The organism is Streptomyces sp. NPDC055749, from assembly GCF_053617235.1.
This window is the reverse complement of the sequence record NZ_JBSHFH010000006.1, coordinates 191,515-215,465: the sequence shown is the minus strand read 5'-3', so window position 1 is coordinate 215,465 and position 23,951 is coordinate 191,515. Positions and strand designations below refer to the sequence as shown.

At 66.5% G+C, this 23,951-nt stretch carries 16 protein-coding genes, 3 pseudogenes and 2 CRISPR repeat arrays; of the genes and pseudogenes, 13 read left to right on the top strand and 6 right to left on the bottom strand.

From position 1 onward, the window contains the following. Nucleotides 1–451: 451 nt before the first annotated feature. The gene (locus ACWGO0_RS07005; protein WP_453529195.1) at nucleotides 452–1,111 is read right to left on the bottom strand and encodes a hypothetical protein; all 660 of its coding nucleotides are present in this window, start codon (nucleotides 1,109–1,111) and stop codon (nucleotides 452–454) included. Nucleotides 1,112–1,598: 487 nt separating this feature from the next. Continuing rightward, a CRISPR array of direct repeats spans nucleotides 1,599–2,420; the repeat unit is 29 nt; unit sequence CGGCTCACCTCCGCTCGCGCGGAGAGCAC. 91 nt (nucleotides 2,421–2,511) lie between these two features. Beyond that, a CRISPR array of direct repeats spans nucleotides 2,512–3,507; the repeat unit is 29 nt; unit sequence CGGCTCACCTCCGCTCGCGCGGAGAGCAC. Nucleotides 3,508–4,254: 747 nt separating this feature from the next. On the opposite strand from ACWGO0_RS07005, the gene ACWGO0_RS07000 reads away from it, so the two are divergent. The 7 genes and pseudogenes from ACWGO0_RS07000 to ACWGO0_RS06970 all read left to right on the top strand — a co-directional run bounded on the left by ACWGO0_RS07000 (nucleotide 4,255) and on the right by ACWGO0_RS06970 (nucleotide 13,637). Then, nucleotides 4,255–6,981: a CRISPR-associated endonuclease Cas3'' gene (locus ACWGO0_RS07000; RefSeq protein ID WP_453529193.1), complete on the top strand. Its 2,727-nt coding sequence runs from the start codon at nucleotides 4,255–4,257 to the stop codon at nucleotides 6,979–6,981. 65 nt (nucleotides 6,982–7,046) lie between these two features. Then, nucleotides 7,047–8,657, top strand: coding sequence for a type I-E CRISPR-associated protein Cse1/CasA (casA, locus tag ACWGO0_RS06995; protein ID WP_453529191.1), 1,611 nt, complete (start codon nucleotides 7,047–7,049; stop codon nucleotides 8,655–8,657). Nucleotides 8,658–8,684: 27 nt separating this feature from the next. Then, on the top strand, nucleotides 8,685–9,359 hold the full coding sequence (gene casB / locus ACWGO0_RS06990; protein WP_453529188.1) for a type I-E CRISPR-associated protein Cse2/CasB: 675 nt from the start codon (nucleotides 8,685–8,687) through the stop codon (nucleotides 9,357–9,359). 25 nt (nucleotides 9,360–9,384) lie between these two features. After that, entirely contained in the window at nucleotides 9,385–10,560 is a 1,176-nt protein-coding gene (gene cas7e / locus ACWGO0_RS06985) for a type I-E CRISPR-associated protein Cas7/Cse4/CasC (RefSeq protein WP_453529185.1), read from the top strand. Beyond that, the gene (cas5e, locus tag ACWGO0_RS06980; RefSeq protein ID WP_453529182.1) at nucleotides 10,557–11,381 is read left to right on the top strand and encodes a type I-E CRISPR-associated protein Cas5/CasD; all 825 of its coding nucleotides are present in this window, start codon (nucleotides 10,557–10,559) and stop codon (nucleotides 11,379–11,381) included. Before cas7e ends, cas5e begins: the two co-directional genes overlap by 4 nt. Then, a complete protein-coding gene (cas6e, locus tag ACWGO0_RS06975) occupies nucleotides 11,378–12,043 on the top strand; it encodes a type I-E CRISPR-associated protein Cas6/Cse3/CasE (RefSeq protein ID WP_453529180.1) in 666 nt (221 codons plus the stop codon). The genes cas5e and cas6e overlap by 4 nt, the downstream gene beginning before the upstream one ends. A gap of 383 nt (nucleotides 12,044–12,426) precedes the next feature. Then, nucleotides 12,427–13,637: pseudogene (locus ACWGO0_RS06970) on the top strand (IS110 family transposase). Here ACWGO0_RS06970 and ACWGO0_RS06965 read toward each other — a convergent pair. From ACWGO0_RS06965 to ACWGO0_RS06955, 3 genes and pseudogenes are all read right to left on the bottom strand, one after another. Next, the gene (locus tag ACWGO0_RS06965) at nucleotides 13,634–14,044 is read right to left on the bottom strand and encodes an ankyrin repeat domain-containing protein (protein ID WP_453529177.1); all 411 of its coding nucleotides are present in this window, start codon (nucleotides 14,042–14,044) and stop codon (nucleotides 13,634–13,636) included. The pseudogene ACWGO0_RS06970 and the gene ACWGO0_RS06965 overlap by 4 nt on opposite strands. Before the next feature lie 790 nt (nucleotides 14,045–14,834). Continuing rightward, a pseudogene (locus tag ACWGO0_RS06960) lies at nucleotides 14,835–15,588 on the bottom strand (transposase family protein). Nucleotides 15,589–16,550: 962 nt separating this feature from the next. Continuing rightward, nucleotides 16,551–16,970: a hypothetical protein gene (locus ACWGO0_RS06955; protein WP_453529174.1), complete on the bottom strand. Its 420-nt coding sequence runs from the start codon at nucleotides 16,968–16,970 to the stop codon at nucleotides 16,551–16,553. 282 nt (nucleotides 16,971–17,252) lie between these two features. On the opposite strand from ACWGO0_RS06955, the gene ACWGO0_RS06950 reads away from it, so the two are divergent. The 3 genes from ACWGO0_RS06950 (at nucleotide 17,253) to ACWGO0_RS06940 (ending at nucleotide 19,148) form a co-directional block, all read left to right on the top strand. Continuing rightward, nucleotides 17,253–17,765: a hypothetical protein gene (locus ACWGO0_RS06950; protein ID WP_453529171.1), complete on the top strand. Its 513-nt coding sequence runs from the start codon at nucleotides 17,253–17,255 to the stop codon at nucleotides 17,763–17,765. Between the two features lie 343 nt (nucleotides 17,766–18,108). Next, nucleotides 18,109–18,660 (top strand): hypothetical protein, encoded by a 552-nt coding sequence (locus ACWGO0_RS06945; RefSeq protein ID WP_453529168.1) that lies wholly within the window; start codon nucleotides 18,109–18,111, stop codon nucleotides 18,658–18,660. Next, nucleotides 18,660–19,148: a hypothetical protein gene (locus tag ACWGO0_RS06940; RefSeq protein ID WP_453529166.1), complete on the top strand. Its 489-nt coding sequence runs from the start codon at nucleotides 18,660–18,662 to the stop codon at nucleotides 19,146–19,148. The genes ACWGO0_RS06945 and ACWGO0_RS06940 overlap by 1 nt, the downstream gene beginning before the upstream one ends. A 72-nt stretch (nucleotides 19,149–19,220) precedes the next feature. Here ACWGO0_RS06940 and ACWGO0_RS06935 read toward each other — a convergent pair. Next, nucleotides 19,221–19,498, bottom strand: a pseudogene (locus ACWGO0_RS06935) (transposase family protein); the annotation flags it as partial. Between ACWGO0_RS06935 and ACWGO0_RS06930 the strand changes: the two are divergent. Continuing rightward, on the top strand, nucleotides 19,481–19,654 hold the full coding sequence (locus ACWGO0_RS06930) for a hypothetical protein (RefSeq protein ID WP_453529207.1): 174 nt from the start codon (nucleotides 19,481–19,483) through the stop codon (nucleotides 19,652–19,654). The pseudogene ACWGO0_RS06935 and the gene ACWGO0_RS06930 overlap by 18 nt on opposite strands. A 423-nt stretch (nucleotides 19,655–20,077) precedes the next feature. Here ACWGO0_RS06930 and ACWGO0_RS06925 read toward each other — a convergent pair whose 3' ends face one another. Then, nucleotides 20,078–20,872, bottom strand: a complete 795-nt coding sequence (locus ACWGO0_RS06925; RefSeq protein ID WP_453529163.1) for an SGNH/GDSL hydrolase family protein — start codon at nucleotides 20,870–20,872, stop codon at nucleotides 20,078–20,080. A gap of 317 nt (nucleotides 20,873–21,189) precedes the next feature. Between ACWGO0_RS06925 and ACWGO0_RS06920 the strand changes: the two genes are divergently transcribed. Beyond that, nucleotides 21,190–22,182, top strand: a complete 993-nt coding sequence (locus ACWGO0_RS06920; RefSeq protein WP_453529160.1) for a LacI family DNA-binding transcriptional regulator — start codon at nucleotides 21,190–21,192, stop codon at nucleotides 22,180–22,182. A 360-nt stretch (nucleotides 22,183–22,542) separates the two neighbouring features. Further along, a complete protein-coding gene (locus ACWGO0_RS06915; RefSeq protein WP_453529157.1) occupies nucleotides 22,543–23,925 on the top strand; it encodes an extracellular solute-binding protein in 1,383 nt (460 codons plus the stop codon). Nucleotides 23,926–23,951 lie beyond the last annotated feature (26 nt).

Here is a 23,951-nt window from a genome sequence, read left to right as displayed (position 1 = left end):
GCTCGGCCACCGCACCTCCAGCGGTCGGAACGGACGTCCCCCCATCCAACCGCCGCGATCACCAAACCGGCCAACCTATGCGGTCAGAGCACTAGGGACATGGATTCAACACGTAGACCATGCCCCCAGATGTTCGCCGCCCTCTCGGCGCGGGCCGTGGTTGACCAGTAGGGAAGACTTCGCGTGCGGTCCGCGGAGAGGGGAGCTGGGCTTCCCTCGTCATCCCGGACAAACCAGACCACTCCGCTCTGGCGAGCCTCTCGGAAGAATGCCGCCGCTTGCGAACCACTCTGACTCATGCCGAGTGAGCCTAGCGTTCCCCATCTCTCATTTCGTTAGAGGTTCTAAGTGGCGAGACCAACGATGGTGTTGTTCCAGTCGAACCCTCGTCTACCAGGATCAGTACGTCAACGGCTCACCTGCGCTCGCGCGGAGAGCACCGAAGCGTCGGCTACGGGCAGCTCTCGTCGAACTTCACCGCGGTGAACTCGACGGGCTGTCCGTTGAGGGCGGCTCCCGGGGCTGGCGATTGGGTGCATACCTGCCAGTTGCTTTCCATCAGGACCATGCGGTCCTCTGCCGCGTCCGTGGCCGTGATCGACGTACTGGAGTCCAGGGCGCCGCGGGCCGCCTTGACTGACTTCCCGACCGTGTTCGGCATCTTGTCGCCTTCTACCTCGGGGGCCTTGGCGTCGTTGGCCGGGCAGGTCTCTTCGAGCTTCACTGCCCCGAAGTCCAGCTTGGTGTCCGTGGACACCGTCTTGCCTGCCTTGATGTTCTGGGAGCAGACCTTCCAGTTTCGGTCGAGGGCCTGGAGCCTGTCCCGCCCGGCGCTGTCGTGGGACGTCAGCAGGTAGAACCCGTCGGCTTGGGCCTTGTCCTGTGCGGACTGCAGTCCCATTCCGACGAAGTTCGGGACCGCCTTGGTCTCCGCGGGCTCCTCTTCTTCCTTCTCGGACGGCATCGCGGCAGGGGCGGCAGTGGAGGACTCGGAAGCGGCTGGCGCTGTGGGCGTCGGATCCGTGGCGGCAGGGGCGCAGCCAACGAGCGACGCTGCAGCGAGGCAGACAATCGCGGCGGCAAGGGTGCGGGTGCTCAAGTTGTCCCCCAAGGGTGGTTCGTGGAGGCATGACCGTAGCTGTGCGGTATGCGGCGGGGGAGCGGAATGTTCCGGTGGTGACGGAGTTGTGACCGAATCGTGGGGGAGGGGTGGCGGACCGGCCTCGACAGGTGTCAGGCCGCGGGGCTTGGGGGACTGAAGAACCTCGCGGACAGCAGCGAGGAACTCCGGCCTGCGATCTTCCAAGGCATGGAGTGCCTTGGCCCACGCGTCGTGAGTGTGGCTGGCATCTCTAACCGTCCCGCTCATCTGCCAGATGTGCCCCCGCAGTTGAACTAGGCACATCTGCATCTGGAAGGCGCCTTCCTCCACGCCCTCGGGCCCCAGCATGGCCAGCCTCTCGAAGGGGTTGGCGGCCGAGTTTACCGCGGCGCCAGCCGCATCCCTGATGTCGCTGGCGGTGATTCCGCTGCTCTGCGGTGGGCCACCGCTCGCGCGGAAAGCCCGAGGGCCTGTGGCGTCGCTTGATGCTGATTCCCGGCTCACCGCCGTTTGCGCGGAGAGCACGCCGGACCGCACGGCCCGGCGGGATTCCCACGCGGCTCACCTCCGCTCGCGCGGAGAGCACACGTAGCCGGACGCGATGCGCGTGTCCTGGGCCGGTTCACCTCCGCTCGCGCGGAGAGCACCGGCCGATCAGCTGCTTCAGCAGCAGGAAGAACGGCTCACCTCCCCTTGCGCGGAGAGCACAACGGGATCAGGTGCTTGAACTCGCGGCTGCCCGGCTCACCTCCGCTCGCGCGGAGAGCACGGCGAGGCACGCGGTCAAGCCTCGCAGGCGGCCGGCTCACCTCCGCTCGCGCGGAGAGCACAGCTGCTGGACCGGTACGACTGCGTCGTTGCCGGGCTCACCTCCGCTGGCGCGGAGAGCACGAAGTCGACGCGATGCCTGTCCTGGCCGAGGCCGGCTCACCTCCGCTCGCGCGGAGAGCACACCAGCGACGCCGCGACGTCCCTCGTCTGGGACGGCTCACCTCCGCTCGCGCGGAGAGCAGCCCGAGGGAGCGGACCCGGCCGTCGACGCGGCCGGCTCACCTCCGCTCGCGCGGAGAGCACTGCACATGAAGACCCGCGCGTACCGTCACCCGCGGCTCATCTCCGCTCGCGCGGAGAGCACAGTGGCGGGTTCACGGGTGGGGTCCTGACCAGCGGCTCACCTCCGCTCGCGCGGAGAGCACCCATGAGCGAGCGAGTGAACGTCAAGGTTCTGCGGCTCACCTCCGCTCGCGCGGAGAGCACGCCATGCCCTACGAGGAGGTGCGGCCATGGGGCGGCTCACCTCCGCTCGCGCGGAGAGCGCGGCATCACTGCCGACGCGATCCTGTTCAGCGCCGGCTCACCTCCGCTCGCCTTAGAGCACGCGGTTGACAGCAACCGGGAGCGCAGGCGGAACGGCTCACCTCCGCTCGCGCGGAGAGCACGGCCGAACCGCAAAGTACGTCGAGGGTCCTCTCGGCTCACCTCCGCTCGCGCGGAGAGCACAGCAGGTAAACCCCGTCACCTAGGCCGACGGCCGGCTCACCTCCGCTCGCGCGGAGAGCACAAGCGCCCAGGTGATCCGCGCCATCGGCGACGCGGCTCACCTCCGCTCGCGCGGAGAGCACGGGGGTGTCGACAACGGTGTGTGGCTGGAGGACGGCTCACCTCCGCTCGCGCGGAGAGCACGCCGCCGACCACGAGCGGATCTCGCGGCCCACCGGCTCACCTCCGCTCGCGCGGAGAGCACAGGCCCAGGCTCTCCATGTACTGCCGGGCCAGCGGCTCACCTCCGCTCGCGCGGAGAGCACGGCGACCTGCTGTTCTGGAGCAACCAGTCCGGCGGCTCACCTCCGCTCGCACGGAGAGCACCGGGTGGGGTTCGGTGGCCCGGGGCCAGGCGGCGGCTCACCTCCGCTCGCGCGGAGAGCACCCCGGGTTCTGGTGGATTCAGGTGATCGTCAACGGCTCACCTCCGCTCGCGCGGAGAGCACGATCTCAGTGTTGAACGTGGCGCCGTCAGGGACGACTCACCTCCGCTCGCGCGGAGAGCACCCGCCGATCCGCGGCGGAGCGAACCGGAAGTGCGGCTCACCTCCGCTTGCGCGGAGAGCACTTGGTTGCAGCGGCAGTGAGCTCCTGGACCAACGGCTCACCTCCGCTCGCGCGGAGAGCACGACAGGGCGATCAGGCGCCGCGCCTTCTTCGTCGGCTCACCTCCGCTCGCGCGGAGAGCACGCGGGACCCGACCAGGTCCAGATACCCGCGACCGGCTCACCTCCGCTCGCGCGGAGAGCACCCCGGCCCGGCATTCGCCGGCGCCTGCGACCTCGGCTCACCTCCGCTCGCGCGGAGAGCAGGAGCCCACACCCGCTTCGAGTGCGGCTCACCTCCGCTCGCGCAGGGACCACAGGATCTGGGCGCCGTCGGCCCTGGTCGTGACCGGCTCACGCCCGCTTGCGCGTGGGGACCACGATTACGCTCTTCACGTTTCAAGGAACGGACGCAGAGACAACGCGCCCCGCAGTTCGTCGTGCACCACCGGTCTTACCCCCGCTTGCGCGGAGCCGACTCCACGACGGAGAAGGGTGTGGCCCCATTACCCAGGCGCTGGGTCGACTTTGCTCGCGCGGAGAGAATGGCTAGGCGAGAGGGAAGGCGCAGTTGCCGTGGGGACACATCGCCGTGCGGTGAGCAGCCAGCCAGCGGGGCATCGCCATCATGTAAGAGGTGACGGACCCCTGGGATCCGTCACCGTTGGCTCAGAAGAGCCAGCTGACGAGTTCGTTGATCAGGGCACGGAGTACCGCGCTGATCAGCACGCGGGAGACCTCGAGGAGGACCTCGCGTCGCAGGACGAACTTCCGCAGGAACCGGGACACTGTTTCTCCAGAGCGCCGACAGAGCCGAGGTTGCGCCACGTCCCTCGAGAGGGTCGTGCGTTCATCTCGATGTGCAGTCGGCTGGAGAGCCAATGGGATTCCGTGCACCTCCCAGGGAAGCGTGCAGCAGTAAGTACTCTACGGGAGACCAAAGTTGGTGTACCTGCGCTTGACCGAATTCCCCTCCGCAGGTCTTCAAGGGGACGTTCCAGGTCAGGCTCTTTCTACTGCGTTCTTCTGAAGCTCACCTGCACCGAACCCGTGACAAGGAGCACCATGTCCCTGGACTCCCGCCTCTGGGGCAAGGCTGCCGGGCTGGGTAAGGACGCGCGCGGTGCGCACCATAGGCATCCATTGATCTGTCACCTGCTGGACACGGCGGCCGTTGCTGAGGTGGTCTGGGACGAACTGCTGACCGTGCACCAGCGGAGCATGGTGGTGGCGGCGCTGCAGGTTTCGGATGAGCAGGCGCGGGCGCTTGCGGCATTCTGGGCGGGGCTGCATGACATCGGGAAGATCAGTGTGCCGTTCCAGCTGCACCCGGGTGGACCGAAGTACGAGGACGGGAAGCTGCTGGCTCAGGAGCTGAGCGGTGAGCCGGGGTACGGATTCGGTGCTGGCGCCGCGCAGGACCGGCAGTCGCACGAAGCGGCGGCGCACTGGTGGCTGGTGGGGATCTTTAAGGAGATCGGCTATCCGTCGTCGAGGCGGCGTCCGCAGTCCCAGCTCAGTCATGCGGTGGCCCAGCTGCTCGGTGGGCACGGTGGTCGTTTCCACCCGGTGGTCTACGACAAGGACTCGCGGTGCCCTGTGGCGCGTCACCCCGGTTTGGGTGCCGGAAGTTGGGAGGAGCAGCGGCGGATCCACTTCGACGAGGTGCGACGAGTGCTCGGGGTGAAGTCGGTTCCGCAAGGGCGGATGACGCCAGGAGCGGCTGTTGTCCTGACGGGGTTGGTGACCTTGTCGGACTGGCTGGCCAGTATCGAAGAAGAGATCCTGACCCGGCTCAGGGAAGAGGGATGGGCTGGGACTCCCGACGACCTGGACTCCTACTGGCGGATCGCCCGCACGGCGGCTCCGCGTCTGTTGCAGCGGACGGACCTGCTCGGGACCGGTTTCGCCCGGCCGCCGGACCCTGTTCAGTGCGCGGGGGAGACTGGTTTTGGGGCGAGCATGGCTCGCCAGGTGTCTGATCTGGTGACTGAACACGGGCCGGGCATGGTGGTCGTGACGGCTCCGCCGTCAGAGGACCGTACGGAAGCGGCCCTTCGCGCAGCGGCAGTCCTGGGGCATGCGGCGAACGCGCGGGGCCTCTTCTACGCTCTGCCGACCGGTTCAGCGGCTGATAGCCACATGGCGCAGGTGCATGCGTTCGCCGAGCAGGCGCTGACCGGCCCTTGGCGGTCGCTGCTGCTCCACAGCTCTGCCCGGTTGAAGCCGGCGGAAGCCGCGGAGCAGTGGGCGCAGGCCAATGCAACCGACCCAGTCAGCGCGGAGCCTGGTGAGGATTGGGCCCCGGCAGCGAACAGCTGGCTCAATTCCCATCACCGCGCGCTATTGGCTGCGCTCGGCACGGGGACGGTGGACGAACTTCTGCAGGCTGTTATGCCGGTGAAGTTCAACGTGATGAGGCTCTTTGCTCTTTCCGGCAAGGTCGTCGTGGTGGATGAAGCCCATGCCCGCGGCGCCTGGGGGCAGAAGTTGATGCTCCGGTTCCTGGAGTGGGCCGCTGCGTTGCGGATCCCCGTTGTCCTTGCCGCGACGGCTGCGGACAAGTCGGTGGACGCGATGCTGGCGGCCTATCGGCGGGGCGCAGGAGAGGGTAAGGAGCCGATGATGCAGCCTCGTCGGTCGCCAGGGTGGTCGTTCGTGGATGCTCGGTCAGGAGGCGGGCACCTGCCCCAGCAGCCTGCCCGGGCCACTCGTGCCAGCACGCTCAGCATCAAGGTCGTTGACGGTACGCCGTATGGCGAGATCCAGGCGGCACTTGCACCGATGGTTGCAGCCGGCAGCGGAAGGGCCGTCGTCTACCGATCGACGCCTGCGGAAGCCATCCGCACGTTCCATCAGCTCACACAGGATCTGCCTGGCCTCGATGTGACCCTGGTCCATGAACGGATGCGCAACAAGGACCGATGGCAGCGTCTCGCAGCCTGCCGGAGTGCCTTCGCCCCAACTGGTGGAGTCTCGGGCCCCTCCGTGCTGGTGACGACGTCGATCCTGGAACATGTCCGGGGCCTGCGTTTCGACCTCGTCATCTCTGGGCCGGCACCGCTCGCGGACTTGTTGGCCCGTGCGGTGCAGAGCGTGGGTGATTGGTCGAGGCTGGTGGTGCTCCGAGCGGACAAGGCGTCCGAACTGGACGATGCCGCGCTGGTGCGGCGGACCGACATGCTCCTGGGTACCGGCAGGACGGTTGTTCTGCCCGAAGAACTGCCCTCGCTGCTGGATGAGGTGTACGCCGACGAGCTCGTCGATAGGTTGGGGGAGTCTGCGGCGCGTGAGCTCCAGGAGCTCGACAACCAGCGCACGGTTCGTGAACGCAGAGCCAGTGGTACTGCGTCTTGGCTGGAGGTGCCTGGACCACGGGAGCTTGATGGCGACCTCGGCCTGCTGAGCCGCGACCATCCCGGCCTGGAGCCCGAGCTGCTTTCCTCTGTGCTCGGTGAGGAGATGGTGCATGTGGTCTGTCTGTACCCCGGGCGCAACAAGCAGGGGCAGATGGTCCACCTCCTGGAGGATGGCGTCCTCGAGAAGAAGCTTCAGATCGATTCGAAGAGAAGACCGAGGCCGGGCCAGCTCGTCCCTTATCTGATACCGGTACCGAAGCGACTCGTCGAGGCCGTTGAGGGCGATGCCAACCTTGCCTGGCGCAACATGGCCGCCCTCAAGAATGTCCTCCGGCTGGACCTGAAACAGGAAGACGGTAAGTGGGTGTACATCAGCCCGAAGCACCGATTTTGCATGAATGAACTCGGCCTGCAAATTGATCAGTTGCCGTAACCGTCCACGCCGCCCCCGTACTTCCTTCTAACATTCGGTGGAAGTCCGACCACGGGGGGAGGGGCGTGGCCACGCCTGCGTCCAATCTGATCGACCAGCCATGGATCCCGGTCGCATGGCTGGAGGGGAAGTCGGGCCCACCGCAAGTGGGCCTCAGGAGTCTGTTCCTGCATGCCCGAGAGATTCGCACGCTGCTGGTCCCGGAAGCTCCGGCTCACTCGGCGCTGCTGCGTTTGCTGTACGCGCTCACCGCCCGGATCACCGCTCTGGACGAGGCCGGTCCCGGAAGCTGGGGCGACCGGCGGGAGGAAATCCTGGATCAGGGTTTTCCTGAGCAGAGCATCGAACTCCCCGACGGCCGCAAGGCTGGCATCGCCGGCTACTTCGACCAGTGGACCCACCGTTTCGACCTGTTCGATCGCGGTCACCCCTGGCTCCAGGACCCTCGCCTCCCCGCCCAGTGCGACAGGAACCAAACTGCCGGGACCCACAAGCTGGTCATGAGCCGGTCAGCGGGCAACAACCACTCCTGGTTCGGGCACTGGAGCCATGACAAGCTCGTACTCCCAAAGATTTCGCAGGCGGCATTGTCGCTGCTGACCTGGCATTACTGGGGAGCCCCCGGCGGCCTCTCGAGGCGTGCGGTCGGCAATGTGAGCCACCACTATGCGAAGGCTTCACCACTGCGGGCTGCGCTGTCGTATCACCCGGAGTGCGACAACCTCTTCCTGACGCTGCTGGCGGGTCTGACAGCGCCGGATGGCGACGTCAGCCGGCAGACCGACCTGTGCCCCTGGGAGCGCGACGGCCTCCCGGACCCGCTCAAGCCGATGCCCGAGCCACAGGGCCCCTGCTCACGGCTCACCGCCTGTTCACAGCACGCTCTCTATCTCGTCCCCGCCCAGGACGGCGAGTACACCGCGGACGCGTACATCACCTGGGCCTACAACGCCGAGCGGATCCGTCCGGAAGACGACTACCTGATCTGGGACATCGACAAGGACGGGAAGACCTACCCCCGGCCCGCACGCTCCTCCCGTTCCCTGTGGCGGGACATCGACGCCCTCCTGCTCAAGCAGCTGGACGACTCAAGCCCCATCCAGCCGAAGGTCATGGACCACGCCTTCGACGTCAGCGAGTACTTGCGAGTACGTGCGCTCGGCTTCGAACAGGACGCCAGCCAGGCGGCCAACCACCAATACGTCGACTCCACGACCCCGGTACTCCTTTCCCGAGCGGAGGAAGACGCGGTGAGTACCGAGCGGCCCGTACGCCAGCTCCGCGAACTCGGCGAGCTCTTCGAGGACCGGCTGGAGCAGGCCACGAAGGAAGCCTGGCTGAAGTACACAGGTGACAAGAAGAACGATCCGGGGGCCTGGCTGGACGCGGTCATGGCACGGTACTGGCCGTCGGCGGAGGACGAGTTCTGGTCCAGGTTCCGGCAGTTGACCCGCTCTGACGGCGCCGAGGATTCCGGCTTCGATTTCGAGGCCGCATGCAGGGCCTTCGGACGGCACGCGCTCGACGCGTACGAGACGGTGACCGACTCCGTCACGCGCACCCCGCGAGGAGCGAAGGCCGTCACCAGGGCGAAGGCGATCATCCTCGCCGCCCTGAAAGACCCACACAAGGCGATGGAGCTACCGAAGACGAAAAGGGCGTCCAAGAAGTCGTGACCGTCGCCCGCCGACCCAAGGACAGGCATGACCTTCCAAGCCCCTGAACCGAGCAAGCGCCCAAGCAAGCACGCCAGGTATGCCGCATTCACCTTCCGCATTGAACGCCTGTGCCGCACAGACCCCGGGGCCCGTGCGGCGCTGCGCGCGGGACTGCGCCGCGACCTGGACCACCCGCGCGCCCGCGCCATGCACCGGCTGCTGACGCCGCGACTGCCGGACGGGTGCGACGACAAGACAGCGCAGGCCCACTACACAGTGGCCGCCCTAATCGCGGCCCAGCCCCGACACACCTTCGCGCCCGACCAGGAAGACGACGAAGACACCGCAGACGAACAAGGGGCGGTGAAGAGTCAGGTCCTTCAAAGGGACGGAGAGCCGGACGAGGAGGCCGCCCCGCCCGAGCCCACCCCCTACGGGCCTTCGTTCGGTGCCACTCTGGGCCATGCCGTCACGGCGAAGGGCGCCTCCATGCGGATGAGCGCCGCAGAGAGCCGCATCAACCTCCTGACGCGGCAGAGCCTCCGCGGCATCCACCTGCACCTCCCTGCCGCGGTGAACCAGGTACGCACCACCGACGCCACCATCGACTGGGGGCAATTGCTGGCAGACCTCGTCGACTGGCCGTACCAGTCCGGGCGTATCAGCCGCCGCTGGCTGCAGGACTTCTACCGCATCACCGCCCGCGCCGACCAGGACTGAACCCCTCACCCACAGGAGATTCCCGATGGGCCTCAAGCCACGCTTCATCGACATCCACGTCGTCCAACCCGTTCCCTACGCGAACCTGAACCGGGACGACACCAACTCGGTGAAAACCATGCTCTACGGCGACGCCCTGCGTACCCGCATCTCCAGCCAGTCCTGGAAGCGGGCCATCCGCGAGCACTTCCAGGACGCGCTCGGCGACAACGCGCTGCGCACACGCCGCATCGGCGAGCGGGTCGCCGAAGTGCTCCGCGACCGCGGGTGGGATGAGGCGCTTGCCGAACGCGCCGGTGCGCATGTTGCGGCGGGAAGCAGCATCAAGTGGGAGGTGGCCAAGGGAAAAGACAAGCAGCCCATCACGAACAAGGTCCTGACCAACGCGCTCGTCTACCTCCCCGAAGACGCTGTCGAGGAACTGGCTGACATCGCCGAAGCCCACAAGGACGCGCTCACGACAGACTTCACCGGCAAGGGTAGGACCAAGCCCGAGAGCGCTCTGAAAGGGAAGATCGACAAGGTCTTCCTCAAGAGGAACGGCGTCATCAACCTCTTCGGCCGCATGCTCGCCGAGGTCGACCAGGCCGGTGTCGACGGTGCCGTCCAGGTCGCGCACGCCTTCACGACCCACACCACCGAGATCGAACTCGACTACTTCGCAGCCGTCGACGATGTCACCGCGGCGAAGGACGACGAAACCGGCAGCGGCCACATGGGCACTGCCGAATTCAGCACCGGCACCTTCTACCGGTTCGCCACAGTCGATCTCAAGGAACTCAGCAAGAATCTGAGCGACGACAACGACATCGGCCTCGAGGCAGCCCGCGAGCTCGCCGGCCAGTTCCTGCTCTCCTTCATCGAATCGCTACCACAGGCGAAGAGGAACTCCACCGCCCCACACACGCTCCCGCACCTAGTCCACGTGGCGGTCCGCTCCGACCGGCCACTGTCGTTCGCCGCAGCCTTCGAGGAACCCGTACGGTCTGCCGAACACGGCGGCTACGTCGGGCGCTCCGTGGCAGCCATCGACGCCTACTCCAAGGCCGCCAACACCCTTCTCGGCCCCGAGCGGGTCCTGCACACTGCACATGCTTCCCTCCAATTCGACAAGCTGGAGCACCTCGGCGAGCGCCGCACATCCTTCGAAGCTCTCGTCACCACCTCCATCGACGCAGCTCTCCCACAGGCCGCGCAGTGACCGAAACACCCTCCCACGGGCTGCTGCTGCGCCTGGCAGGCCCACTCCAGTCCTGGGGCACTCACAGCAAGTACCTGCGACGTGACACGGCCCGATTCCCCACCCGGTCCGGCGTCGTGGGCATGCTCGCCGCCGGTCTCGGGCGGAAGCGCGAGGCGCCCCTGGACGACCTCACGGCGCTCTCGATGACGGTACGAGTCGACCGACCCGGTGTCGTGCTGTCCGACTTCCACACCGTAGGAGGTGGGCTACCCGCCGATGAGACGGTGATCACCGTCGATGGGGAACGCCGGAACAAGGGCAAGAGCACTCTGGTATCCAAGCGCCAGTACCTAGCCGACGCAGCCTTCACCCTCGCGCTCACGTCCGACGACGAAGGGCTGCTGCACTCGTGCGCTGCTGCCCTGCGTGACCCGCACTGGCCTCTCTTTCTCGGACGCCGGTCCTGCCCGCCGGAGGGCCCAGTCCTTCTGGGAATGGTGGAAGATCCGCTGCGCCACCTGGTCCGGATGCCTCTGGCCGTCAAGAGGCCACGCAGCGGGCCGCAGCCGATCGAGTTCTACGGCGACGGACCGCTCGGTGTGCTTCCTGTGGACTCTGACGCCCCAGGCAAGGGTGATGGTGATCACCACAGCGGTGAAGTCACCGACGAACCGCTGTCGTTCGCACCGCTGGAGCGCCAGTATCGGCCCCGGCCGCTGTACCGGCGTGCAGTGCACCTGCCGGATGCCACGTACGAGGGCTTCGGCACCTGCTACCTGGAAAAGCTCCAAAACTATATCGATACCCATTTCACCAACCCGGAGAGGAGCACCCGGTGACTTTGTGGCTGACCCGCATCGTGCCCTCGCCCAGTTCTCGCGAGGCCCGAAGGGACCTCGGCGGCAACGACCAAGGCATCCGACTGCACCAACGCATGCTGCAGATGTTCCCCGACGGCGTCGAAGGCCCGGCCCGGGCCGTATTCGGAGTCTTGTTCCGCGCCGAAGAGACCCCACAGGGACCGCAGATCCTCCTGCAGAGCCACATAGAACCCGACTCCTCACGCCTGCCAGACGCCTACGGCAGCGTCGAAACGCGATCCCTCGACGCCCTGTTGTCGAACCTGCACAAGGGCATGGTCGTCAACTACCGCTGTGTGGCCAACCCCGTGCGCAAGCCGGGCGCCACCTCTCGGGAAATCTATAGGCTCCCGCCCGTCGTGGCCCTGAGCGGCAATGCCGCTGTTGAATGGTGGGAACGGCAATCCAACGCAGGCGGGTTGGAACCGTTGCACATCAACGCCCACCCGCTCGCCACGGTACGCGGCCACCGGGACCCCAAAGGCCCCGCCGCAAAGCAGCGAATCCAGCATGCCCGCACACGATTCGATGGGACGGCCCGAGTCCTCGACGCCGAACTGCTTCGCGAGAAGCTCGCTACGGGCATCGGGCGGGGCAAGGCATACGGATGCGGGCTTCTCAGCATCGCTCCCGCTCGATAAGTTCATCCGCGCGCGCCGAACGGCGCCTTACCGCAGTCATAGCGGCGATGTCCCCGCGCGGCGGGGACCTCTGGAACACTCCCGCGTCGGCGAGGAAGACCCGAACAGCTTGGCTTCGGCTCCGGACGGCCACGGACCCCCCATTACCTTCTTGGTGGCCCCGCAACGGGGCGCCCGGCCTCCGGAGTTGGCATCACCTTTCTCCCCCTGTCGAACGTATGGCCTGGGGGGGGGGGGGGGGGGGCACCGGCTCCGGAGGCATCGCCAGACCGCTGATTAGGGGCATGACCACCGGCTTCTTCGCAGGTCGGGAGGCTCTTCGTAATGTGGATGTGGCGATCGGTGCCGTGGGATGGCCGGGCGGGAACGACCGGAGGACGAACGTGATCGACATCAGCGACATCGGCGCCTTCCTCGGCCTGGACGTCGGCAAAGGCGAACACCACGCCACCGCCGTCACCCCGGCCGGGAAGAAGGCATTCGACAAGCGGCTGCCCAACAGCGAACCCAAGCTCCGCGAGGTGTTCGGGAAACTGCAGGCCAAGCACGGGACCGTGCTCGTCGTGGTCGATCAGCCGGCCTCCATCGGCACCCTGCCGCTGGCCGTCGCGAGGGACCTGGGCTGCCTGGTCGCCTATCTGCCGGGGCTGACGATGCGGCGGATCGCCGCTCTCTACCCCGGCGAGGCCAAGACCGACGCCCGCGACGCGTTCGTCATCGCCGACGCCGCCCGCGTCATGCCCCACACACTCCGCTCGGTCGACCTCGAAGACGAGACCATCGCCGAGCTGGAGATGATCGTCGGCTTCGACGACGACCTCGCCGGCGAAGCAACCCGCATCAGCGACCGGCTCCGCGGGCTAATGACGCAGATCCACCCGCACCTGGAGCGAGTCCTGGGCCCGCGGATCCAGCACCCGGCCGTCCTGATGCTGCTGGAACGGTTCGGCTCCCCGGCCCAGATCCGCAAGGCTGGACGCCGACGGCTCGTGACGTTGATACGTCCAAAGGCCCCGAGGACGGCCGAGCGCTGGTCGAAGAGATCTTCACCGCCCTCGACGAGCAGACCGTCGTCGTTCCCGGCACCGACGCTGCCGCTCTGATCGTCCCCAGCCTCGCCGGTTCCCTGACCGCCGTCCTCGACCAGCGCAAACTCCTCGCCGCACGGATCGGGGAACTCCTGGAGAACCACCCTCTTTCCAAGGTCCTGACGTCCATGCCGGGGATCGGTGTCAGGACCGGAGCACGGATCCTCACCGACGTCGGCGACGGATCCAGTTTCCCGTCCGCCGCTCACCTCGCCGCCTACGCCGGCCTCGCCCCTGCGACCCGAAGTTCAGGCTCGTCGATCCGCGGCGAACAACCCTCCAGACGCGGAAACAAGCAGCTCAAACGGGCCTTCTTCCTCTCGGCTTTCGCCGCCCTGGCCGACCCGGCATCCCGGACCTACTACGACAAGAAGATCGCTCAGGGAAAGCACCACACCCAAGCCCTCCTCTGCCTTGCCAGACGACGAGCCGACGTGCTCTTCGCGATGCTCCGCGACGGGACCTTCTACGAACCCCAACCCATCACGGCTGGCGGCGGAGCCTAGGCGGAAGCCCCGCCCCCGCCTGGAAGGTCGACAGCCACGTCGTAGTTGGCGACCCGTCCCGCCAGTGTCCGCGGGCTCGCGCCATGAGCGTTCACGCGGTCGGGATCGGCACCGGCTTCCATCAATAGCCGAATCACGGTCCCCTCGCCCTGCGAACAGAACACCGCCCTCCACAACGGCGTATTGCCGTGACGGTCCGCGGCATCGACAGCCGCACCCGCGGCCAGGAGGATCCCAATGGCCAAGGGAGCCCTGGCCTGCGCAGCAAAATGCAGGGGCGTCCAGCCATCGGCATCAGCAGCCCCCGGGTCGGCACCTTCGGCCAACAGCACCCTCAGGCCATCCACGTCCCCATCGACAGCGGCATGGTGCACCGCTGTCCGCCCCAACCGATCCCGATCCGTCATGCCGACCATCCTCACCCGGCTTGACCAAACACATAGGGGCACCCCCCCCGCGTCGGCGGGGAAGATGCCCGCGCGTTCGACACGTACGAGGTCTGCGGCGGAACACCCACGCGTCGGCGGGGAAGACCAGTGCTTGTCCCGGGCGTGGGCGTGCCAGCGCGGAACACCCCCGCATTGGCGGGGAAGACACGGTGATGATGCCGCGGACCAGGTTCAGCCGCGGAACACCCCCGCGTCGGCGGGGAAGACGCGGCGATCAGGTCGGCATACCCGGCGCCCTGCGGAACACCCCCGCGTCGGCGAGGAAGACGACTAGGACCGGCCTGGTGAGGGGCGGGTTGGAGGAACACCCCCGCGTCGGCTGGGAAGACCCGACCGCGAGGGTCGTGAAGGGCCGAAGGTACGGAACACCCCCGCGTCGCGGGGAAGACCACGAGGGCCAGGACCCAGGGCTCCCACATGCCGGAACACCCCCGCGTCGGCGGGGAAGACTCGACCTGGTCCATCCACGCGAGGAGACCGGGCGGAACACCCCCGCGTCGGCGGGGAAGACTGTACGAGGTGATGCGCATGGTCGAAGCTGCGCGGAACACCCCCCGCGTCGGCGGGGAAGACACTCTCTGACCTGGCGCTTAAAGGACCCTTTGCTCTTCCTTTGCCGAGCTGGGTGCTCTGAGCGGCTGCGTGTCGCGTCGCACGTTGCCACCTTACCCAGCCGGACGGAATGGCCCGTGTTGTCAGAGGCTGGTGCTTGGATGGCGGTCCGTCTGGCGGTGAGCCTTTTCCAACCTCACGCTGATGCCTGGTGAAGGACGAGGACGGCCTTCACGAAGTTGGTGATGCGGTTCGTGCTGCAGCGGAGCTTCCGCAGGAGGCGCCAGCCCTTGAGGGTGGCCATGGCCTGCTCGCCGAGGCAGCGGATCTTGGCGTGTGTGCTGTTGTGCTGGCGCTGCCACCGCCTGAGGCGACCGCCGCGGAAGGGACTCGGATGGAGCCGCTGGCGCCCTGATACGCCTTGTCGGCCCAGCACTTGAGGCCGGGCTCGGCGAGCGCGTCGACGATTCCGTGGTGCGGGCGGCGGTCAGGTCGTGGGTGGAGCCGGGCAGCGCGGGTGAGGCCCACAGCAGCCGCCCGAAAGGGTCGGTAAGGACCTGGACGTTCATGCCGTGACGCTTGTGTTTGCCTGAGTAGTACGGGGTGTCGGCGGCGATCCGGTCGATCGGCAGCAGCGTCCCGTCGAGGATCACGAAGGCCAGGCGGCTCGCGGTCCGCATCGCCTCGGCCAGGCTGGGAGCCAGCGCGGCCAGGACCTCTATCGCCTCGCGGACGTAGCGGTAGACTGTCGCGATCCCGATGCCGAACGCGGCGGCGAGCTGGGCATAGGTGTCGCCGCATCGCAGGTGGGCCAGGACCAGCAGAGCCTGACGGCCCGGCGTGACGCGGCGCCACCGGGTGCCGATTTCGCGACGGCGAACCGCGAGATGCCCAGCGAGGTGGCGCAGGTGGGCACTGGACAGATCGATCGCCGATGGATAGACAAGCACACGAAGCTCCTGGTCGGCACGGGTGATCTTGGCCGTGAACCCGTCTACCAGGAGCTTCATCGGTTCGTACAGCCCGCCAACCACCAGGCCACGCCGTCAGGTTGGAAAGGGCTCAGTCCCCGAACATGCCGGCAAATGGGTCTGGTTCGCCGGTCCATGGATCCAGGCCGGCCTTCAATAGCCGTTGTTCCTCACGATGGTTCAGGAAGGTCGCTTGGTCTACGCCCCAAAGAGACACGTCACTCAAGGGGCAGCGGGCGAAGTCTGCTCGCAGCACGCGCACGAGGAACTCCACCATCCCGCAGCCGTAGCGACTCCACAGATCGTCGTCCCTGCTGCGAACCAGGACCGGCCACAGCTCCGGATTCTCATCTGAGGCATCCCAGCAAAGGAGGTCCGAACTGGAGTCCACCCCCCCCTGCGACCAACGCAGGTGCTGTGTCTAGCAGTTCATCCGACTTCGGTTCTCTGGCCCAGGCGCTCTCGGCGTTCACTGTCTCCATGAGCATTGCGTCAGGACCAGGCTCAGTCCCTCTTGGCTCGGGCTTGAGGACTTCCAAGAAGTTTTCGATCGCTCCCGCTCCATATACTTCGATGAAGTGCCGAAAATCCGACGGGAACTCTCGTCCCCATGACTCGCTCATCCGCCTCCAGTCGACCGATGTGTCGCTTTCGGCCGTGGGCGGCATCAGCTGCCGAAGTGCCTCCAGTGCTGCCACGTCAGTCACACTTTCTTCGCGCGTCGGTATCACGGTGCGTACCCAATGGAACGGGTTCGAAGGCGTCCGACAAGGACATCGCAATGCCGCGGACCCCGGACGCCTCTTACTGTCCGTGTGCGAGTCGCCGCCCGGCCGGCACACGGGAGATCACGGGCGAACGGTGTTCCCCCGCAGCAGGTGCCTCAAGCAGACGGCCCGCCAGTCGGCCTGGCACGCCGTCTCGCAGGTGCGGGACGCGAGCTAACCCCGAGAGATCCCCAGCCCGTCCAGGAGCTCCTGGAACAGGTCCTCGACATACGGGTCGGACCGCTTCGCGAGGACGTCAACGACCGCCTCGCGGGCGGGCGTCAGCCGGGCCTCCCGTGCCCATGCCACCGCGTGGTCCGCAGCCTCTTCCGTGCTCAGGAACCATTCGTCGACGGACTGACCGTTTTCCGCCATGTAGGCGGACATGGCCTGACGGTCGAGGCAGGTGCGCCAAGTGGCCTGGTCCTTGGCGCGGCCCTCCAGCACAATGGAGTCGCTGTCCATCACGAACCCGACCAGGACCGGTCCGCCGGTGATCTCCACGAGCCCTGCGAGATCCTCCTCGCCGAGAGAGTCCTGACCTTCCAGCGACCAGATCCGCCAGTCCCCGGCGCGCTTCTGGAGGAGTTGCATATGCTCCCCTCCGGCGAAGGCGGCCGTCTCGTTCAGCGGCTGGCCGTGATTGACAAGGATGAGGGAACCCCAATAGCCCATTCAACACTCCCTACGCGATGGCAAGGTTGCACGCTGTCTAACGGATTCCTTGAACCCCGGTCAAGAGAATTCATAATTCGGGAATTCGGTTCCCCCGAGTGAAATAGGTGTCCCAATTCGGACGCTTCCTCCCTGGCCTGGCACACACGGATTCCGATGGTGTATAACCCTGGCGAACTCGCTTCGACCGAAAGCGCGGCCATGCCCACAACGCAAGAACCAGTCGACCTGGACCAGCTGGAACAGTCCGAAACCCCTGAAGCCGACGGGAAGGTGTCCCGGAGCCCCAACCGCCGCGGCGTCGCCGTCGCCGCGGCACTGCTGCTCGCCTGCGGTGCACTCGTCACCTACGGAATCCTCGGCACCGGCAACGAACAGGCCGACAAGGAGTCCGCGGTGCCCATCGCCGCCGTGACCTACGAGGTCCTCGGCGACGGCGCAGCCGACATCTCCTACCGCGGGGGCAAGGGCGACCGGGCGACTGTCGTAAAGAACGCCGAACTGCCGTGGAAGGAGACAGTGAACGCGCCGCTCGGCACCTCCCCCGTCGTCGACATCACCCTCGGCGAAAGGGGTGGCGAGGCCAGCTGCACCCTCGCCGTCGGCGGCAGGCACGTCCAACGCGCCACCGCGTCAGGGGCCTTCGGGCGCAGTACCTGCACCACCGAGTCCGCCAGAAGTGAAGCGCCTGCATCTCATGAAGGTGGTCAGTGACTCCGGGCTCTGTCACGTCATGGCGCGCTGGGTTCGCTTCTCGGTCGTCGCCGACACCCGGCCCCTCTCCAGCATTCGGAAGTGGGTGACGGGTCGCTCTAAGGAGCAAGCTGTTGTGCCGTCGCCGACGGTCTGAAATGGCCAAATTCGCCAGGGAGGTTCCCTCCAGGACTGCTGGGGTCGGTTTTGAATGCGTTTATGTCCGCCCTGCGTATGTCCTCTCGATGGACTTTCCTGGTCGGTGTTCCATAAGTATTCGCAAATCTTACTATTGCTGACGTCTGAGATATGGTTCTATACGCCATGCCTGTTGAGTTCACGCCATCAGTAATGGAGAAAATCCATGCAGACGCGCACCGCTATACGCAGCCTTGTCGCCGCCCTTGCTCTTGGGCTGACTGCTGTCACTGCTACCAGTGCTAGCGCGGCTCCGGCTGCCGAGTCGGGGCCGAAGCTCGTTGAGCTCAAGGGTGGGAAGGGTCTGAAGATCGAGGCGAATGCCGAGGGCCGCTCCCTGGTCGAGTCCAACCTCGAGGTTGCCGCCGCCACTGCCAACGTGTGCGGATCCGGCTACACCATCTCCACGGGTGCCGCCCGTTACAGCACCTACGGCAGCACTTACACCTGGACCAATGGCACCACAACAGGCGGCTCGTACTACGACAAGCCGATCTGTGCAGTCTTCTTCAACGACACCGGCTACACCCGCTACATGGGAATCCGGCTGAAGGACAACTACACCGCCACCGCTGACACCGAGGACTTCGGCTCCTACGGAACGTACGCCGGGCCCGTCTACCAGAACCGCGGGTACTGCGGCACCGCTTACTCCTACATGAAGGTCGGCACCCAGGTCGTAGTCGACAACTACCTCAAAATCGGCGCCTGCAACTGATGTCCACATCCCTCAGCCTGCTGCGCCTCGCATCGTGGGGCGCAGCACTACTCGCCCTCACGCTGATAACCGGATGCTCGGACAGCGACAACCCTCCTCCTGATCCTTCTCCCACACCTTCTGTCACGAAGAACACCACACCGAGTCCTCCGGAACCGGAAGAAGTCAGTCCGGAACCGTCACCGGCTATCAGCTACCTGGGGAAGACAAAAATCGTCACCGCTGGCGATGTGGAAATCCGAGCCACACGCAACGAGATCGGCATCAACGTTGCATGCAACGTCACCAACACCACGGACGAGACGAGAAACATCAGGGTCAAGGTCAGCATCGGTGACGGCAAAGACTGGGTGACGACCAATAACTTCGACTTCAAGAGCGTGCCCGCAGGCCAGTCGGCTTCGGAATCCACAGTCATGGGTGCCTCCTTCGCCGGCGATCTGCCAGATGACCCGAAGGTCTACATCGACTCCGTGGATCACTATTGAGCCTTGTCCAACCTCAGGCTGAGGCGTGGTGCAGGATGAGCACGGCCTTCACGAGATGCGGTTGGTGCTGCAGCGGATCTTGGTGTGACTGCTGTTGTGGCGGCGCTTCCATCTCTTCAGGCGGCGGCCCCGGAACGGCACTCGGACGGGCCCGCTGGCTCCCGGGTATGCCTTGTCCGCCCAGCATTTGAGCCCCGCCTCGGCGAGGGCTTCGATGATCCCGTGCTGTCGGGCGACAGTGAGGTCGTGGGTCGATCCGGGCAGAGCAGGAGAAGCCCAGAGCAACCGTCCAAGGGATCGGTGAGGACCTGCACGTGCATGCCCTGGCGCTTATGTTTCCCCGAGTAGTCGACGGACGCTGCGACTGCACCGCGAACTCCTACCCTGACGTCGTCGACCAGGAGCTCGCAGAGTTCCCGCCTGGCAAGTACGTCCACCTGGCCAACGTCAGCTGTGGCAACGCCACCGTCGCCAAGGCCGAGCAGACGCCGATCAGCCCGGTCTAGCCCCCCGCCGATGGCTGGCCCGTGGTGGGGCTCTCAGCCCCCATTCGGTTACGCTGCCCAGCAGCCCGAGCCCAAGCCGCCAGGACACTCTCGTGGTGTCAATGCAGGGCCATGGGGAAGAAGCCCGCTCGTCGGCCTCCGGCTCCGGTGAAGTGGTAGGTGGTGGGATCCCGGTGCGGCACTCGCTGTCCCTTTCTGGCAGGCTGAAAACCGCGGTGACGATGGCTTCGCCGTCCGATGCCTGTCCCGGGGCCGCTGTGCCCAGCACCGTGCCAGTGCCGTCGTGCGGTGGGGCCGTGGATCCTTCCGCGGGGCGATCAACTCACCCTGGTCCACGGATACCCCGCACAAGGTCTCGGTGACGATCCCGCTTCAGACGCCCTGTGGCCCGCACGGCTTCGGCGGGCGACAGGGCGCCGCACGCTACGCCACCGAGCGGAAGGCCGGCAGGTATCCGCCCGACTGGCCGGCCGCCTTGGGGTGGTAGGAGTTGTACACCGGGACCGCCACGCTGTGAAGCCAGGCGTCGGACGAGCAGATCTCGTGACCGGCGAACTCGTCCACGACGCTCGAGAACGTGAATCCCGCGTTCGCCGCCTGCTTGGCGAGGACTGAGTTGAGCGTGTCGGAACCCCTGTTGATCGCCCCGCGTTCGGTCTCGCTGAGACCTGCTATGCAGGACCCGCCGAGCTTGTAGAAGCGGGGGTAACCGAGCACGACGACGTGCGCACGCGAGGCGCGACTCCTGATGTCGGAGTAGAGCGCCGCCAGGCTGGCCGGCAGACTGCCGTTCATCTTCGACACGGCGGTGTTCACGGCCGCCACACACGTCGCCTCGCTGTTCAGGACGCAGGTCTGCATCACGTCCGCGAACCCGACGTCGTTGCCGCCTGCCGTGACACTGACGAGCGTTGTGGACGCGCTCAGAGCGCTGAGCTGACCACTGCGAACGGAGCCGGTTGTGGCACCGGAGCACGCCTTGAAGGCGAACGAAGCCGGGGCGTTCGCCGCAGCCCACAACGACGGGTACGCCTGACTGCTGCGGCGGCAGTCCCCGCTGTCGGAGAGGTAACTGCCCGCGCCGACTCCCGAGGAGTACGAGTCGCCGAGAGCCACGTAGTTGTCTCCCGCCGCGGCTGCCGGTTGAGCGACTCCGAGCGCTGTCGCTGTCGCGGCGAGCGCAGTGGTCGCGGAGAGAAGAATTCTTCGCCAGAGCATGCCGATCAACCCCATGTCTGTTGTCAGGGAAGGGTGTTCAGGAAGGAAGTTCAGTGACGCGGGTCACTTGTAGCAGCGCTCATGTACCAGCGAGTAGCCCTGCGGGCGGAGGTCGTCCGTTTTGGGCCCATGTTTATTTCTCCGCGCGTAGACTCGCCCGCGTTTGTCGACTTCGCGGGCCTTGGCACGGAATGGCCCGGCGCCCGCACCCTGTGAGTGCAGCCCCATGGGCCCGGACCGGTGCCTGAAACAGGCGCGTGACCTGCGGTGTCGCGGCGTGCAGTAGGGTGACGCCCCGTACAGAGGGAGCGTGTGCGTTGGCAGTTCGGGTCACCATGGCCGATGTCGCCCGTACGGCCGGGGTGTCGACGGCGACGGTGTCGTATGTCCTGTCCGGCAAGCGGGCCGTCGCGGAGGAGACCCGGCGGGTGGTCGAGTCCGCCATCGCCGAGCTGGGATTCTCCGTCAACACGGTGGCTCGGAGTCTGCGGACCGGTCGTTCGAGCATCGTGGCGCTGGTCGTGCCCGACCTGGCCAACCCCTTCTACGCTCAGCTCGCGGCCTCGCTTCAGGAGGAACTGCGGACGCTCGGTCTCCATGTCATGGTCTGCGACACGAAGGCGGACCGGAACGAGGAGCGGGCGTACCTGCGCGAGGCTGTCCAGCAGCGGTTCGCAGGTGTGGTGATCACTCCGTTCCGGCTCGTGGCCAAGGACTTTTTGACCCTGTCGGAGGCGGGTATCCCGGCTGTGGTCAGTGCAGACCTGGCCTTCGGGGAGACGGACCTGGTGACGCCGGACGGGCGGGCCGCCATGCGCGCGGCGCTGACGGAGGTGGCGGGAGCCGGGCGCCGTCGCGTCGCCATGATCGCCGGCCCTCGCGACGCCACCGGCGGCGACCCCCGGCTGGAACTGCTGCGAGCGCTGGCCGTTCAGTTCGGCATCGCGCTCCCTGGCCGGCTGGTCGTGCGCGGTGAGCACACCCGGGAGGCGGGAGCAGCGGGCTTCGAGCATCTGATGGGGGTGAAGCACCGGCCGGACGCGGTCTTCTGTGCGAACGACGTCGTCGCGATCGGCGCGATGGGCAAGGCCGAGGAACTGGGTATCGACATTCCCGGAGACGTGGCGCTCATCGGCCACGATGACGCGTCGTTCGCGTCGCTTGTGCGTCCGCGTCTGACCACGGTCAGATATCCGGCCGTCGACGTGGGAAAGGCCGCGGCGCGGCTGCTCATCGAGCGCATCAACGGCCGCGTCGCGCGGAGAACCGTGCACATCAAGACGGAGTTCGTCTCGCGCGGAACGGTCTGACCCGACCTGCTCGACTCGCCCGTTCGTCGACGCGCCCGCCCGCTCTCGACGCGCAGGAGAGCTGCGGATTGCACCCTCCCCACCTCTCTGCCGAACGGCATGTCGGCGTCTGGCGCGAAGCTTTGACGTAATCGATTACGTCATGTCCGCCAAGCCGGACCGCAGAAGTAGACGAAGTGCCTGTATTTGCAGGTCAAAGCGCTTCTGGTGGCTCGGTTGCCTCGCTGCAACGCATCACGAATCGGCCGCAGTGCACGTTGAAGTTCGTCAGAACTGTTGACTTCTGTTGATCTCTGTTGTGAGGGTAACCGCTGTCGCCTCACTCAGACGTGACGCCCCGGCTCAGAGGAGAGCAACCTCATGGCAGTTCGCAAGCGCCGTTCGGTCACCCGGCGCGGCTCCGTCGTCCGGCGCGGCTTGGCCGGGAGCGTGGTTCTCACCCTCATGACGTTGACCGCGTGCGGTGGCGGCTCGGACGACAAGGCCGACTCCGCAACAGGCTCCGCCTGTGAGCCGGCCTCGGGCAAGGTCACCCTCGACTACTGGTCGTGGGTGCCCGGCATGCAGAAGGCCGTCGACCTCTGGAACAGCCAGAACGCCGACGTCCAGGTCAAGCTCAAGACGACACCGTCCGGAAACGCCGGCACGTACCAGAACCTGTCCAACGCGCTGAAGGCCGACAAGGCCCCCGACCTCGGGCAGATCGAGTACGACTCACTCGCCAGCTTCCGCCTGAAGGGCGGGCTCACCGACATCGCGAAGTGCGACGGGGTCGAGCAAGCGGGCTCGAAGTTCGTCGACTGGACCTGGTCGCAGGTCGATTTCGGCGCCGGCGGCAAGGACGGCGTGTGGGCAGTGCCCCAGGACACGGGTCCGATGGCGCTCTTCTACCGCAAGGACGTCTTCGACAAGCTCGGCCTGGCCGCGCCGACGACCTGGGAGGAGTACGAGGCAGCCGCCCGGAAGATCAAGGCGGCGAAGAAGGGGCAGTACATCACCCACTTCTCACAGACGGACCCGAACTGGTTCACCGGGTTGCTGTGGCAGAACAAGGCCCCGATGTTCGAGCGTGACGGTGACAAGTGGAAGGTCACCGTCGACCGGAACGAGAGCCGCGAGGTGGCCGACTACTGGCAGAGGCTCATCGACGACAAGCTCGTCGCCACGGACCTCCAGGGCTTCTCGCCCGCCCTGTACAAGTCGTGGAACGACGGTGAGGTCGTCACCTGGATCAGCGCGGCCTGGGGGTACAGCACCATCCGCGACAACGCCAAGTCCACCGCCGGCAAGTGGGCCGTGGCCCCGATGCCGCAGTGGGAGAAGGGCCAGGCACAGGCGGGTAACTGGGGTGGTTCGACCACCGCCGTACTCAAGGGCAGCGAGCACCCGGCGGAGGCGGCGAAGTTCGCGCTGTGGCTGAACACCGACGCGAAGGCGCTGGAGATCCTCAACAAGGAGGGCGGCCTCTACCCCGCGGCCGTGGCCGGTCTGGAACTGCCCGCACTGAAGCAGCCGGTCGACTTCTACGGCAATCAGCCGATCTTCGACGTGTTCGCGAAGGCGTCGGCGAACGTGGACACCGACTTCACCTGGGGGCCGACGATGACTGACACCTACCGCTTCCTCAGCGACGGCACCGCCAAGGCCACCGCCGGCAACAGCACGCTGGCCGACGTGCTGAAGGACACCGACTCACAGAGCGCCGATTCGCTGCGCAAGCAGTCGCTGGACGTCACGGACTGACCCCTTGGACCGGTCATCTCCCGCCC

Excerpts from the sequence above, each read along its gene's own strand:
- ACWGO0_RS07000 (WP_453529193.1), top strand. The coding sequence starts at position 4,255 with ATGTCCCTGGACTCCCGCCTCTGGGGCAAGGCTGCCGGGCTGGGTAAG.
- casB (WP_453529188.1), top strand. The coding sequence starts at position 8,685 with ATGACCTTCCAAGCCCCTGAACCGAGCAAGCGCCCAAGCAAGCACGCC.
- cas7e (WP_453529185.1), top strand. The coding sequence starts at position 9,385 with ATGGGCCTCAAGCCACGCTTCATCGACATCCACGTCGTCCAACCCGTT.
- ACWGO0_RS06965 (WP_453529177.1), bottom strand. The coding sequence starts at position 14,044 with ATGACGGATCGGGATCGGTTGGGGCGGACAGCGGTGCACCATGCCGCT.
- ACWGO0_RS06955 (WP_453529174.1), bottom strand. The coding sequence starts at position 16,970 with ATGCAACTCCTCCAGAAGCGCGCCGGGGACTGGCGGATCTGGTCGCTG.
- ACWGO0_RS06950 (WP_453529171.1), top strand. The coding sequence starts at position 17,253 with ATGCCCACAACGCAAGAACCAGTCGACCTGGACCAGCTGGAACAGTCC.
- ACWGO0_RS06945 (WP_453529168.1), top strand. The coding sequence starts at position 18,109 with ATGCAGACGCGCACCGCTATACGCAGCCTTGTCGCCGCCCTTGCTCTT.
- ACWGO0_RS06940 (WP_453529166.1), top strand. The coding sequence starts at position 18,660 with ATGTCCACATCCCTCAGCCTGCTGCGCCTCGCATCGTGGGGCGCAGCA.
- ACWGO0_RS06930 (WP_453529207.1), top strand. The coding sequence starts at position 19,481 with ATGTTTCCCCGAGTAGTCGACGGACGCTGCGACTGCACCGCGAACTCC.
- ACWGO0_RS06925 (WP_453529163.1), bottom strand. The coding sequence starts at position 20,872 with ATGCTCTGGCGAAGAATTCTTCTCTCCGCGACCACTGCGCTCGCCGCG.
- ACWGO0_RS06915 (WP_453529157.1), top strand. The coding sequence starts at position 22,543 with ATGGCAGTTCGCAAGCGCCGTTCGGTCACCCGGCGCGGCTCCGTCGTC.